The sequence below is a fragment of the Methylobacterium sp. Leaf466 genome (assembly GCF_001425565.1).
Classification (GTDB): Bacteria; Pseudomonadota; Alphaproteobacteria; order Rhizobiales; family Beijerinckiaceae; genus Methylobacterium.
Genome location: NZ_LMRC01000032.1, coordinates 184,477 through 197,975 on the forward strand (window position 1 = coordinate 184,477; position 13,499 = coordinate 197,975).

General features: G+C 73.4%; 12 protein-coding genes. 1 reads left to right on the top strand and 11 read right to left on the bottom strand.

Features of this window, described 5'->3' with window-relative positions; genetic code table 11:
* Positions 1-5: 5 nt before the first annotated feature.
* The 9 genes from ASG59_RS14585 to ASG59_RS21335 form a co-directional block, all read right to left on the bottom strand.
* Positions 6-1,235, bottom strand: a complete 1,230-nt coding sequence (locus ASG59_RS14585; protein ID WP_056409594.1) for a class I SAM-dependent methyltransferase — start codon at positions 1,233-1,235, stop codon at positions 6-8.
* Complete coding sequence (rfbG, locus tag ASG59_RS14590; protein ID WP_056281148.1) at positions 1,232-2,338, bottom strand: CDP-glucose 4,6-dehydratase; 1,107 nt, start codon at positions 2,336-2,338, stop codon at positions 1,232-1,234. Before rfbG ends, ASG59_RS14585 begins: the two co-directional genes overlap by 4 nt.
* 173 nt (positions 2,339-2,511) lie before the next feature.
* A complete protein-coding gene (rfbF, locus tag ASG59_RS14595) occupies positions 2,512-3,279 on the bottom strand; it encodes a glucose-1-phosphate cytidylyltransferase (RefSeq protein WP_055880763.1) in 768 nt (255 codons plus the stop codon).
* A 340-nt stretch (positions 3,280-3,619) separates the two neighbouring features.
* The gene (locus ASG59_RS14600; protein ID WP_055880765.1) at positions 3,620-4,138 is read right to left on the bottom strand and encodes a hypothetical protein; all 519 of its coding nucleotides are present in this window, start codon (positions 4,136-4,138) and stop codon (positions 3,620-3,622) included.
* Between the two features lie 136 nt (positions 4,139-4,274).
* Positions 4,275-4,952, bottom strand: coding sequence for a response regulator transcription factor (locus tag ASG59_RS14605; RefSeq protein ID WP_055880767.1), 678 nt, complete (start codon positions 4,950-4,952; stop codon positions 4,275-4,277).
* Positions 4,953-5,007: 55 nt separating this feature from the next.
* Positions 5,008-5,376, bottom strand: coding sequence for a PepSY domain-containing protein (locus tag ASG59_RS14610; protein ID WP_055880770.1), 369 nt, complete (start codon positions 5,374-5,376; stop codon positions 5,008-5,010).
* Positions 5,377-5,463: 87 nt separating this feature from the next.
* A complete protein-coding gene (locus ASG59_RS14615; protein ID WP_055880772.1) occupies positions 5,464-5,676 on the bottom strand; it encodes a hypothetical protein in 213 nt (70 codons plus the stop codon).
* 40 nt (positions 5,677-5,716) lie between these two features.
* Positions 5,717-6,085: a hypothetical protein gene (locus tag ASG59_RS14620; protein WP_244472243.1), complete on the bottom strand. Its 369-nt coding sequence runs from the start codon at positions 6,083-6,085 to the stop codon at positions 5,717-5,719.
* An 18-nt stretch (positions 6,086-6,103) separates the two neighbouring features.
* The gene (locus tag ASG59_RS21335) at positions 6,104-7,426 is read right to left on the bottom strand and encodes a glycoside hydrolase family protein (protein WP_244475720.1); all 1,323 of its coding nucleotides are present in this window, start codon (positions 7,424-7,426) and stop codon (positions 6,104-6,106) included.
* A 96-nt stretch (positions 7,427-7,522) separates the two neighbouring features.
* Between ASG59_RS21335 and ASG59_RS20685 the strand changes: the two genes are divergently transcribed.
* Complete coding sequence (locus ASG59_RS20685; protein ID WP_156399254.1) at positions 7,523-7,699, top strand: hypothetical protein; 177 nt, start codon at positions 7,523-7,525, stop codon at positions 7,697-7,699.
* Positions 7,700-7,723: 24 nt separating this feature from the next.
* Here ASG59_RS20685 and ASG59_RS14635 read toward each other — a convergent pair whose 3' ends face one another.
* Complete coding sequence (locus ASG59_RS14635) at positions 7,724-9,484, bottom strand: DUF2793 domain-containing protein (protein WP_056409595.1); 1,761 nt, start codon at positions 9,482-9,484, stop codon at positions 7,724-7,726.
* 38 nt (positions 9,485-9,522) lie between these two features.
* The gene (locus ASG59_RS14640) at positions 9,523-13,431 is read right to left on the bottom strand and encodes a glycoside hydrolase/phage tail family protein (RefSeq protein WP_056409706.1); all 3,909 of its coding nucleotides are present in this window, start codon (positions 13,429-13,431) and stop codon (positions 9,523-9,525) included.
* Positions 13,432-13,499: the final 68 nt, after the last annotated feature.

The window sequence follows — 13,499 nt, forward strand, 5'->3', positions numbered from 1 at the left end:
GCGGCTCAGGTCACGCTCAGGCGGGGGATCGCGGTCACGAAGCGACCGCCCCAGGCCCGGATGGCGGCCATCTGCTCCATCACCTCGTCGCGCAGGTTCCAGGGCAGGATCAGGACGTAGTCCGGCCGCCGCGCCAGCAGCGCCTCCGGCGAGACGATCGGGATGCGGCTGCCCGGCAGCAGCATGCCCTGCTTGTGCGGCGAGCGGTCGGCGACCGCGCCCACCAGTTCGGGGCCGATGCCGCAGTAGTTGAGGAAGGTGTTGCCCTTGGCCGCCGCGCCGTAGCCCAGCACGGTCTTGCCCTCGCGCCGCGCGGTGGCGAGGAAGGTCAGGGTCTCGCATTTGATGTCGATCACCGCCTCGGCGAAGGCGTCGTAGCCCGAGGCGTCGAACAGGCCGGCCGCGCGCTCGTCGGCCAGGACGCGCGCGACCGCGGGGCTCGCCGGATGGGCCGCGGCCGCATGGCAGGCGAAGACCCGCAGCGAGCCGCCGTGGGTCGGCCATTCCTCCACGTCGAACACCCGCAGGCCGCTGCGCGCGGCCAGATCCGCCACGACGCCCAGCGACAGGTACGAGAAGTGCTCGTGGTAGATCGTGTCGAACTGGCGCTCGGCGATCATCCGCAGGAGGTGCGGGAACTCGAAGGTCGCCACGCCGTCGGGCTTCAGGAGCGTCCGGAACCCGGTGAGGAAGCCGTGGAGGTCGGGCACATGCGCCAGCACGTTGTTGGCGGCGATGAGGTCCGCCTCGTGGCCGGCCGCCTTCAGGCGCGCGGCGGTCCTCTGCCCGAAGAAGGCGACCTCGGTGGGCACGCCGCGGTCCACCGCCGCCCTGGCGACGTTGGCGGCGGGCTCGACGCCGAGCACCGGGATGCCGGCGGCGACGAAGTATTGCAGCAGGTAGCCGTCGTTGCTGGCGACCTCGACGACCTTGGACCGGGCGGTCAGGCCCAGGCGGGCCTGCATCGCCCGGGCGTAGCGCTCGGCATGGGCGAGCCAGCCGGCGGAGAACCCCGAGAAATAGGCGTAGTCGGAGAAGATCGCCTCGGGCGTTTCGAACTCCTCGAGCTGGACGAGGAAGCAGGCCTCGCACAGGTAGGCCCGCAGGGGATGCACCCTCTCGCCGCGCCCCGCCGCATCGGCCGGCACGTAGGCGTTGGCGAGGGGCGACAGGCCGAGGTCGACCACGGTCCGGGTCAGGGGTGCGCCGCAGCCGCGGCAGTGGAGGCCGCTCATGCGCCGGCTCCGGCGGGAGCGCCGAGCGCCTCGTAATCGGCGATCTGGCCCTGCATCAGATCGAGGGCCGCCCGCCCGCCGGCGTCCTCCCGATACCAGCGCGCGGTCCAGTCCAGGGCCGTGTCCAGCGACAGGCGCCGGTCCCAGCCGAGCCCGGCCCGCGCCTTGGCGGAATCGACCTTGAGGGTGCCGGCCTCGTGGGGGTGCCCGGCCGTCGACACGTGCCAGGCCGCGCCCTCGCCCCAGCTCGCGGCCAACCGGTCGGCGATGGCCGAGACCGGGCGGCAATCCTCGTCCGCCGGCCCGAAGTTCCAGGCTTGCGCAAAGCGCCCGCCCTCGTCGCCGGCGAGCGCCTCGGCGAGGCGCAGGTAGCCGCTCAAGGGTTCGAGGACGTGCTGCCAGGGGCGGATCGCCCGGGGCGAGCGGATCTCCACCGATGCGCCCCGCGCAAAGCCGCGCATGATGTCCGGGATCAGGCGGTCGGGGGAGCGGTCGCCGCCGCCGATGACGTTGCCCGCCCGCGCGGTGCCGATCCGGGCCGGGTGGGCGCCGTTCGCGAAGAACGAGGCGCGGTAGGCGGCCGTGACCAGTTCGGCGCAGGCCTTCGAGGCGCTGTAGGGGTCGTGACCGCCCAAGGAGTCCGTCTCGCGATAGGCATGGGGCCACTCGCGGTTCTCGTAGGCCTTGTCGCTCGTCACCACCACCACGGCCCGCACGGTCGGACAGCTCCGGACGGCGTCGAGGAGGTTGACGGTCCCCATCACGTTGGTGGCGAAGGTGCCGACCGGGTCGCCGTAGGAGGGCCGCACCAGGGCCTGGGCCGCCATGTGGAGGACGACCTCGGGCCGCGCCGCCTCGAGGCAGGCCGCCACCGCCGCGCGGTCGCGGATGTCGACGAGGTGGGACGCGGCCGGGGGGAAGCCGATCGCCTCGAAGAGATGGGGCGTCGGCTCGGGGGCGAGGGCGAGCCCGGTCACCCGGGCCCCGAGACGGGCGAGCCACACGCTGAGCCAGGCGCCCTTGAAGCCGGTATGACCGGTCAGGACCACGCGGCGCCCGGACCAAAAGGCGGGGTCGGGGTTCGAGGCGGCGGGACGGTGGATCACTGGCAACCGCACGATGCTCCGGCTGGTTCGTCCGACCCGCCTCGCAGAGCCGGTCTCCAAAAATCGACCTCTAGAGCATCGGCTCGAAAAGAGGAGCCCGGTTCTCGCTGCGGTGCCGAAAAAGACCGGCGCCGACGGCGGCGCCGAGACGTTCAAGACTTCGTGAGGGGCTACCAAAGCTTCCAGGGGGCCGCACCCTGGGTCCATAACGCTTCGAGGTGGTTCTTGTCGCGCAGGGTGTCCATCGCGTGCCAGAACCCGTCATGGACGTAGGCCGACAACTGGTCCTCCCGCGCCAGGGTCTCCAGCGGGCCCTTCTCCCAGACGGTGGTGTCGCCCTCGATGAGGTCGATCACCTTGGGCGAGAGCACGAAGAAGCCGCCGTTGATCGCCACACCGTCGCCCACCGGCTTCTCGCGGAACCGGCGCACGCCGCCCCGGTCGAGCTCAAGGGCGCCGAAACGGCCCGGCGGCAGCACCGCCGTCAGCGTCGCCAGCCGCCCGCGCTCCCTGTGATAGGCGGCGAGCGCCGTGAGGTCCACGTCGGAGACCCCGTCGCCATAGGTCATGAAGAAGTCCTCGTCGCCGAGGTAGTCCCGCACCCGTTTGAGGCGGCCGCCGGTCATCGTCTCCGGGCCCGTCTCGATCAGCGAGATGCGCCAGTTCTCGGCCTTCGAGCGATGGAAATCGATCTTCCCGCGGCCGATGTCGATGGTGACGTCGCTCAGGTGGAGGCGGTAGTTAAGAAAAAATTCCTTGATCATGTAGCCCTTGTAACCCAGGCAGATCACGAAGTCGGTCGTGCCGTGGGCCGCGAAGATCTGCATGATGTGCCAGAGGATCGGCCGTCCCCCGATCTCGACCATGGGCTTGGGCCGCACCACCGTCTCCTCGGACAGCCGCGTCCCGAGACCGCCCGCGAGGATGACGGCCTTCACGATGCCGCCTCCCGGGCTGCCAGCCTGTCGGTGTCCAAGGACGCGGTCGTCGAGCGGTTCAAAGGCGAAACTCCGTCGTCTGAGCGAGATGTCGGGTCGGGATGCCCCGATGGCCGCCCGTCGAACGCCGGGTGCGAAGGGGTTGTCGAGGACACAGCCGGTATCGGCCGGGTCCCGTGTGAGGCGTTGTACAGTGGCTCGCTCTCCTCGCGCGGCCGATTCGACGCTCCTTGCCGCATCGAATGCATCGCCTGCCTGTTTGATTGCTTCGGGCGGGATTCGTCAACGCTGTGGCGAACCCTGGCCGGCACCGATCGTTCCGTTCGCGCCGGCGCGCCGGTCACAGCCCCTCGACGGAGGCCCTGAAGCTCTTGAAGATCGTGTCGAGGTCGGCCGCATAGGTCGTCTCGCCTTCGGGCGAGGCCCAGATGCTCACCAGCAACTCGCGCTTGGTCGTGTCCTTGGGGGCCACGGAGATGTAGCGCAGGATCGTCCGCTTGCCCTCGTAGGTGGCCGGATAGTCCGTCGTCTTGACGACGTAGGTCGGGAAATCCTTCTCCTGGGAGGCGCCCTGGCCGGTGATCGCGACGCCCTGCTTCTTGAAGTAGGCGTTGTGCTCGTCGAGCAGCGTCTTGAACTGCGCCGGACGGTAGCTCTCGAACCAGACGAAGACCTCGTCGTCGGCGGTCTTGGCCTGGATGCCGCGGTCGATCTTCGAGGCCTTCCAGGCGGCGGGGACGTCGACGGTCACGGGCGGATTGCCGGGCGTCACCGTCACCGGCTTGGCGTCCGCCGGGAGCCCGGCGAGGATCGTCAGGAGGGCGGCGGCGGCCGCCCGCATCGGCCATGTCGATCTCATGTGCTTCACTCCCCCGTCGGCGATGCCGGCCTGTCTAAGGGAGGACGCCGCCGGGCGCATCCCGATTGTCTTGTCCGAACGTTCCAAAAGTCGACGGCGCCCCCGCAAGGGGGGCCCGACGGGGGCTGGCCGCGCGTCAGACCCGCTGGGCGGGATGGTTGGGGTCGACGAGGTAGCCGAGCCCCCGCACGGTCTGGATCAGGTCCACCGCCAGCTTCTTGCGCAGGCGGCCGACGAAGACCTCGATGGTGTTGGAATCGCGGTCGAAGTCCTGGTCGTAGAGGTGCTCGGTCAGTTCCGCCCGCGAGACCACCCGGCCGGTGTGGTGCATCAGGTAGGACAGCAGCCGGTATTCGTGGCTCGTGAGCTTGACCGGGTTGCCGTCGACGAACACCCGGCCGGACCGGGTGTCGAGGACCACCGGGCCGCAGGCGATCTGGCTGGTGGCGTGCCCGGCCGCCCGCCGCAGCAGGGCGCGGACCCGCGCCATCAGCTCCTCCATGTGGAAGGGCTTGGTGACGTAGTCGTCGGCGCCCGCGTCGAAGCCGTCGACCTTGTCGCTCCAGCGGTCGCGGGCGGTGAGGATGATGACGGGCGTCTTGATGCCGGCCCGGCGCCACTTCTGCAGGACGCTGACGCCGTCGGCCTTGGGCAGGCCCATGTCGAGGATGATGGCGTCGTAGGGCTCGCTCTCGCCGAGATAGCCGCCCTCCTCGCCGTCGAAGGCCTTGTCGGCGACGTAGCCGGCCTCCTCGAGGGCGTTCACCACCTGCCGGTTGATGTCGCGATCGTCCTCGACGACGAGCAGTCTCACCGCGAAGTCCTCCCCAAGTCCGTCATGTCAAGTCCGTCATGTCATGTCCGGTCCGTCAACGCCCGGTGATCTGTCCGGTCGTGGCGTCGACCATCACGTGCACGAACTGCCCGTCCCGGCGCAAGGCCGTGAGCAGGTAGACGAGGCCGTCGTCGTGACGGCACAGGCGGGCGCGCTGGATCTCGGCGCGCGGGATCACCTGCCTGGCGGCGCGGATCGCGGCGACGGGCTCGATCACCCGCTTGTCGGCGAGCGCCTCGCGCATGTCGGCCGGGCTGAGGCAGGATTCGGTGCGCGGCATCGCCTGGACAGGGATGGTGCCGACCACCGGCGCGGCGGATTCTTCGGCCCACGTCTCGCCGGGTTCCGTCGCGAGAACCGCGACGGTCAGGCCGGCGAACAACAGGGCGAGGACGTAACGCATGGCGATGGCAGTGCCCCCCGGGCACTGAATGCGCCCTGAATGCGAATGGAGCCGGGGGACGCAGCGTCCCAGGTTCCGGGTCGCCCGTCAAAGGCGCCCGGCCTCCGAGGCGAGCCGGTCGGCGGCGGCACGCAGGGTGGCGCTCACCGCCACCTGCCGGTCGACCTCGTCGAGGGCCGCCTCGCGCAGGGCGGCGATGGAGCGCTCGAAGCGCCGCTGCGCGAGCCCGAAGCGGAGCACCGCGGCCCGGCGACGGCCCCGTGCGGTCTCGGGGCGGGAACGACGGAGGAGGTCGCGCATGGCAGGTGTCCTTCGAGGCGGGTCCGCGGGTCGCGCGGATCTAAGGGCGGGTGCGCTGCTGGAGGTCGCCGATCCGGCGCAGGATCTCGTCGAAGCGGTCGCGGGCGCGCTCGTCGCTGCGGTCGACCCCGCGGGCGATCTCGCCGGCCAGCCGCGACAGGTCCTCGACCACCCGGCTGCGGCTCTCCAGGGCGGCGGCCACGGCGGCATTGGTCTGCGAGGCCCGTTCGAGGGCGGCGGCGGTGGTGCCGGTCTCGCCGATCCGCGCCTCGTGGACGCGCTGGACCTCGCGATGGAGGTGGAGGCAGGCGAGGCCGAGGAGGAACGCCACGAGCCAGCCGGCCCCGCCCTCGCTCAGGAGCAGGCGGGCGGCGTCGAGGGCGGCCTTGCCGAGGGCGATCTTGTCCACGCCGGCCTCCCCGTGTCGTCAGGGCATCGGGCCGGCCGGCCGCGTGCGCTTCGCCAGGGCCTCGTCGAGGGCCGGCACGAGGGTGTTGGCCGCGGTGGCCCGCGCATCGAGGGGCAGGCTGCGAAACACCTTCTCGGCGAGGCCGGCCGGGCCGCCGGCCGCACCCATCAGCCAGGCCGGGGCCTCGTCGTGGCCGCGCCGGACCGCCCGCGCGATCACCGCCGTGCCGATCGGTACGTCGAGGGTGCGCCCGCGCGCGGCCCCGGCCACGGCGTTCACCGCGTAGTCGGCGACGTTGGTCACGAGGCGCTCGACCAGGGCCGCGGTGACGAGGAGGCGCAAGGGGCCGGCGATCCGCGCCGCGGCAGCCGTGGCGGCGGCGATCGCCAGGGGCAGGAGCAGGCTCGTGAGGCCCTGCGCCAGGGCGACGACGGCGTCGCCCCAGGGCAGGGCGAGGCTCGTCGCCGGGTCCGCCCGGGCGGAACCGGTGTCGAGGACGAGGGCGAGCAGGGCCGTTCCGAGGAGGGCGTGTGGCGCACGGTATCGCAGCATGGCGTCGGTCCTTCGAGAGGGTGAGGGAAGCGGGGTCAGGCGCCGGGGTGCAGGCGGGCGAGGAGGCGGCCCCACAGGCCCTTGGGTCCTTCGGGACGTGTGGGTTCCTCGGGATGTGTGGGTTCCTCGGGATGTGTGGGTTCCTCGGGATGTGTGGGTTCCTCGGGATGTGTGGGTTCCTCGGGATGTGTGGGGTGTGGGTTCCTCGAGAGGCGCCGCGGGCCGTGTCTGCGGGCGTGCGGGGACGAGGTGCGGGGCGCGGGGGATCGGCCGGCGCGCGGGCGGCACGGCGGCGGGCGGGGCCGCGACGGGCGCCTCGCCCCGGCGGGCCGACGGCAGGGCGAGCGCGTAGGGCGTGCTGAACTGGTCGTGCTCGGCCTGGCGGCGGGTGACGATGGAGGCCGGCCGGTTCCACATCAGGATGGCCTCGGCCGCTCCCTCGCGGTCGCCGGCCCTGAGGCGCCGGACCACGGTGGAGCGCAGGAAGGCCGGCTGCCCGATGTTGAAGCAGAGGGAGACGAGGGCGTCGAAGGCGTGCTCGGGCAAGTCCGCGGGCAGGTCCGCTGGCACCGCGCCGCGCACGGTGTCGGCGTAGCGGGCGACGTCGCGGGCAAAGAGCGCGTCGCATTCGGCCGCACTCAGCCTGAGGCCCGGCGTCACCAGGGGCGGCCCGGCCGCGCTGGTGTGCCCGACCCCGATCGTCCAGATCCCGACGGAATCGCGGTAGGCGGAGAGCCGGCGCCCCTCCCGGGCGATGAGCGCGGCGCGGCCGATGGCGCTGAGGTCCATGGATCGTCTCCTGTCGAGGGATCGGGGGCGGCGGTGCGCGGCTTGCGCGGTCCGCCGGAACGGACGGAATGAGAGGGGCCGATGGCGCGATTCGGGATGAGGCTTGGCCGGAAACGGGACGAGCCGGCGGGCGATGGCCGGGAACGGGACGACGAGGCGTGGAAGGACCGCCTCATCGCGCTCGGCCTCTGCCTGGGGGCGGGCCTGACCCTGGTGTGGTGCGCGGTGATCGCCGGCTCGACCTGGTGGCTGGTGGAGCGGATGGGGTTCTAGCGGGCCTGCACCCGGTGCGGTCGCTCACGCCGCCTCGAGGGCCGTGAGCCGCGCCTCGAAGCCCCGGGCCAGGAACAGCAGCAGCTCGTCGCTGCGAAAGCCGTAGCGGTCGCCGGCCCCCGCCCCTGTCCCGGCCGATGCCTCCGGGTCGGGGTCGAGCACGTCGTGGCAGATGAAGCCGAACGCGAAGGGGTCGAGCCCGTGGGCCTCGAGGACGCCGATCGCCTCCTGGACGGTCAGCCCGACGTGGAGCCGCGCGGCCGCTCCCTTGCGGCGGACCGCCTCGAGGAAGCGGAAGGTGCCGATCCGCCTGCCCAGCGCCACCGAGGCCGCGATCTCCGCCGCGGACAGCGGCGCCAGGGGTGATTTCTCGCGGGCGTCGGAGGTGTTGATGGCGCCGGTGGCCGCATAGAGCGTGGCGTAGCGGTTGGCGGGTCCGCCGAGGTTGAGCGTGTTGTCGGGGCTCGGCAGCCGCGGGGCGTAGTGCGCATCCGTGCCCGCCGTGGCGGTGCCGCCGGCCCTGAGGATGGCGCCGGTGCCGAGCTTGATCGTGTTGTCGTCGCCGTTGTGCGCCGCCACGAGCAGCCAGTTGCTCGGCGCGACGAAGGCCGACGCGTAGTTGACGACCCAGAGCGTCACGCTCGAGGCGGTGCCCCCGGGCGGATGCACCGCATAGAGCGCGTCCCACGGGGTGAGGACGATCCCCGTCGGGTCGGCCGTCCGCGCGAGGTTGTCCCAGCACTGCGCCGCCGGGATGTCGGTGGTGGGCTGCGTGATGGCGATGTAGCCGTTCTGGGCGGTGGGCCTGCTCATGGGTATGGCCAGGAACCGCCCCGTCCAGCGCAGGCGCCCGCCCGCCCCGCCCCACGAGACGCTTCCGCCGCCGGACAACGTGGTCTGTGCCTGGCCGTAGTCGTTGGCCGCACCCGTGAGGGTGCCGAGCCCGGTGTCCAGGGTCGAGCGCGGCGTCGCCGTCCCGAGCCCGAGGCGCCCGTCGCTGCCCACCCGCAGGCGCTCGATGCCGCCCGTCGCCACCGCCCAGGCATCCGCGCCGGGGGAAAAGACGCCGGTGTTGGCGTCCCCGGCCGGGGTCAGCGCCGGGGCGGCGGCGGTGCCCGCCACATGCGCCAGGGTGCCGTTCGACCGGTTGACCCTCAGGGCCTCCAGGAACGCGGAGCCGTTGGCCGAGACCTTCACGTGGAGGTCGTCGTCGCCCGTCAGCCCGATCTCGGCCCGGCCGGAGAAGCCGGTCTGCATCAGGAGCGACAGCGTCCGGGCGGCGGCCTCCTTGTTGAGGGTGTAGCGCAGGTCCCCCGTCCCGCCCTCGCCGATGCCGAGTGCCGTCCACAGCGCGGCGTTGAGCTTGGCCGCGAACGGGTTGCCCGCGTCCGCCGTGGTGCCGACCCCGAGGCGGGCCAGGTTCTGGAGCGCGGTCAGGGTCGCGCGAAACCCGATCCAGGCGGTGCCGTCGAAGGTGTAGAGGTCGCCCTCGTCGACGACCCAGCAGAACCAGCCTGCCTTGGGCGCGAACCCGATCCAGGAGCCGTCCTGGTAGCGCACGACCTGGCCCGACAGCCCCGCCCAAGGTCCCGCCGGGCTCGCCGTGACGACGAGGTAGCGGTCGCCCTCGCGCGGGCCGGCGGGCGGCGCGGTCAGGTCCTTGTCGAGGCAGGCGAGCTGCACGAGGCTGTCGAGGGCGGTGAGCGCCTCGTTGTGGGTGACGTGCTTGGAGGCCTGCGCCGCCGCGATCAGCGGCAGCGCGAGGTTGGCCGTGGCCTGCGACATCGGTGGTCTCCTGACAGGATTGCGAAGGGTGGGCTTCGTCAGCCGGCCCTGACCGGCATCAGCGTCCGGGTCGCGGGCCCCCGCCCGGCGACGGTGCCGACCTGCGCCACGGCCACGTCGAGGCGCGTCTGGGGGCCCCCGAAGTCCGCGGCCTCGGCGGCGGCGTCGTAGAGGAGGCTCGCCGTCGTCGCGCCGAGGCTACGCAGGAGGGTGCCCTCCGGCCCGTGGAGGTCGACGACGTAGCTCTCGCCCGGCTCGTCGAAGGGGATCTCGGCCGGCTCCCAGGCGTCCGCGTCGCGCCGGGCCCGGCGCAGCCAGGTCAGCCGCACCCCCTGCGGCGTCCGCCGGGCCCGCAGGTGGACGGGGGCCAGCGGCCGCAGGGCGCCCAGCCCCGCCGTCGCGGTCGCCTCCACGAACGACGGGTCGGCCGGATCGCGCGCGGCCGGGCCGATCCGGTAGCGGAACGGGCGGCCGGCCTCGTCGAGGCGCTCGACCAGGGGCACCACCGCGCCGTCGTCGAGGCGCACGATCAGGCTCCCGGCGGCCAGCGGGCGGGCCGCCTGCGCCTCGCTGCCGGCGAGCCCGCGCAGGAGCCGGGTTAGGCGGTAGCGGCCCTGCCCCACGAGCGCGACCCCGGCCGCCGCCAGGATCTCGATGGCCCCGTCGGGACCGCGCAGGGCGAACAGGTTGCCGCCCGCCATCGCCGCCTCCTCGGCGATCGCCGAGAGTGCGCCGGCGTGGCGCAGGGTCACCTCGAGGACGGCGTGCCGGTCGAAGCGCCAGAGCGGTCCGGGCGGCAGCACGCCCAGGGTTTCGCCGAGGCAGGCCGGGTAGTCGACCTGGCCGTGCAGCACGAGAGGGGCGCCTTCGCCCGAGGCGCGCCAGACCGCGACCGCGCCGGGCCACGGGTCGGCGGCCACCGCCAGGTCCTGCAGCGGCGTCGGGCCGCCCCGGTCGACGGGCAGGTCGAGGATCGCCGCATAGGGCCGTCCGGCCAGGAGCGGGGGCGGCCGGTGCGGCCTGACCTCGGCGCGGTCGCGCAGCGGGGCGGCGAGGCCACCCGCCGGCACGGCGCGGGTCTCGATGCGCCGCCCGCCCGGATCGTCGGTGATCCGCACGATGCGGTGGCGCGCCGCCGCTCCGGGCAGGGCGAGGAGGTCGCCGGGCTCCAACGTCACCAGGCGCGGGCTCACACCGAAGCGGGCGGTCTCGCGGCCTGCGATGGCGGTGTCGAGGGCCGCCTCGGCGAGCCGCTCGACCGCCTCCCGCCGGGTGACGACGGGGGCTTCCACCCGCGTCTCGCGCCGCCGGCCGCCGGCGGGCCGGACCGCCGCGGCGGTGGCGGTGCGGTACTCGGCGCTCTCGGCGTCGCAGAAACTCACCTCGACCGAGCGCGGCAACTCGCTCTCCTCGGCCCGCACCAGGGACAGGGGCGCGGCCTCCGGCTCGTCGCGGACGAGGTCCGCCTCCGACAGCGCCAGCGGGCTCTCCCGACGCGGCCCGCGGATCGTCAGGATGCCGGCCACCGCCGAGACGTCGAGGCCGTAGACCTGGGCCAGGGGTTCGAGCGCGGCGCGGGCCGACAGCGGCCGGTCGAGGACGTAGCCGTCGAGGAAGGTGTCGGCCGCGATCCGGCGGGGCACCGCCACGCCGAGGTCGTCGAGGACGGCGCCGATCAGCCGGTCGAGTTCCAGCCCCTCGATCCGCCCGGTGATCCAGTGGCCGACCCGCCAGTTGACCGCATCCGCCCACACCGCGTCGAAATCCGGGAAGGCCGGGTAGGGCCGGGCGTCCCAGCACCACACGAACACCCCGGCCGGGTCCACCATCCGCCCGCCGTAGAGGGGCGAGACCGGGTTGTCGGCGGGGTCGAAGCCCGGCAGGGCGGGGTCGAACCGGCTCAGGATCGCGGTGAGGCCGCGGGCCTGGACGAGGTCGTCGCGCGCGCCCGACGAGAACGGCGGGGCGGCGTTCTCGGAGGATTTCGGGTCGGGGAAGACGTTGGGGCCGTTGCTGCCCTTGTCCACCGCCGGCACCCCGATCTCGGTGAGCCAGATCGGTTTTGAGCGCGCCACCCAGGCGGTGGCGCGGGTCTCGAGGCCGCCGTCGCGCTCGATGTGATCGTTCGACCACCACGCGACGAGGTCCTTGGCGCGGTAGATCCAGGGTTTTCCATATGCGCCGTCGGTGATCGGCGTGCGCGCCTGCGCATTCCGGGCTGCCGCGTCGGCATAGAACCAGTCGAAGGCCTCGCCCGAGCCGAGCCCGCGCTTGAGGTAGGCCGGATCGTAGATCGTGCCCGCCTGCGCCAGATCGGCATGGCCGTCGCCGTCGCGCCAGTCGGACAGGGGCGGATAGTAGTCGATCCCGACGGCGTCGATGGCCGGGTCGGCGAACAGCGCGTCGAGGGGAAAGCGCACGATCGCGCCCCCCTCCCGGACGTGGGCACCGTACTCGGTCCAGTCGGCGGCGTAGACGAGCTTGACGCCCGCGCCGAGGCGGGTGCGGACCGCGCCCGCCAGTGCCCGGAACCCCTCCACCGCCGGGTAGCGCCCGGCCTGCGCCCGCACGCGGGTGAGGCCGACGAACTCGCTGCCGACGACGAAGCCGTGCAGGGCGATGCCGTCGCGCAGCCAGGTGGCGGCCAGATCCGCGTAATGCAGGAGGAACCGGCGGTAGCCGTCCGCCCGCTCGAAGAAGGCCGCGACCTCGGTGCCGGCCGCCGCCGTGCCGTCGGGGCTTCCGGTCAGATCGGGCGCGGGCGCGCAGGTGATGCGCCCGCGCCAGGGGTAGGGCGGCTGGCCGGGTGCGGCGGGGTCGCGCGGGTCCGGCAGGGCGTTGCCGGCGGGCACGTCCATCATCACGAAGGGGTAGAGCACCACGTCGAGCCCGCGCCGTCCGAGTTCGGCCACGAGGCGGGTCAGCCCCGCGTCCGAGGGGGTGCCGCCGTAGGCCGGGCCGCCGGTGGGTGCGGTCGAGACCGTCCCGACCGCGCCGCGGGTCAGGCCCGCGACCCGCCAGACGTCGCCGAGAGTGGCCTTGCCCGGGTTGTCGACCTTGGGGCGCACCGTGCAATGGCCGGCGCGCAGGTCGTCGCCGAACCAGCTCGCCACCACCGAGACCCGCTCCAGGCGCGGGCACAGGGCCTGGAGGGCGTCGAGGGAGGCGACGACGTCGGTGGCGCCCTGGAACTGGAAGCGGTTGGCCGGGCGGCTTGCGCCGTAGCCCGCGTCCTCGGTGACGAGGGCGGGATCGAGGCCGAACTCGGTGGAGCCGGGGATGAGGCAGACCGCGCGGATCATGCCGGCCAGGCCATCGACGGGGCGGACCACCTCGAAGGCGAACTGCGGCACCCGGTTGCCGAAGGGGGCCAGATCCAGGCGCTCGAACACGACGTAGGCGAGGCCGCGATAGGCCGGCGCGTCTCCCCCCTCCTTGGCCGCGATCAGCGGGTCGGGCGCCTGGTCCGGTCCGCCCGTGTGCAGGCGGTGGGTCAGCGTGGCGAGGTCGATCTCGCTGCCGTCGGCCCAGACCCGGCGCAGGCCCGCGATCTCGCCCTCGCACAGGCCGACGGCGAGGTTGGCGTAATAGGCATAGGTGGTGGACACGGTCTTCTGCCTGCCGCCACCGCCCTTGGCGCCGGCCGAGGCGCGCGCCACCGTGGTGTTGGGGACCTCGACCGGGCGCGTCGCCCAGATCAGGGTGCCGCCGATCCTGGCGCGGCCATAGACCCGCGGGATCGGCGCGCCCTCGGTGGAGCCGAGCCCGGCCACCTCCGACAGGCGCGGCCCCTCGACGAAGCGCGGCCCCGCCCGCGCGCCGAACAGCGCCCCCTCGAGGGCCGACCCGGCCGCCGACCCGACGGCGCTGCCGACGATGGCGCCGATCGGCCCGCCGAGCGCGGTGCCCGCCGCCGCCCCGGCCGTCTGCAGGATCAGCGTGGCCATGGCGGGCTCCGGGGGATGGGCCAGATGCGAGCCGACGCCTTGGCCATCCATACAAAATTTTGTATGGA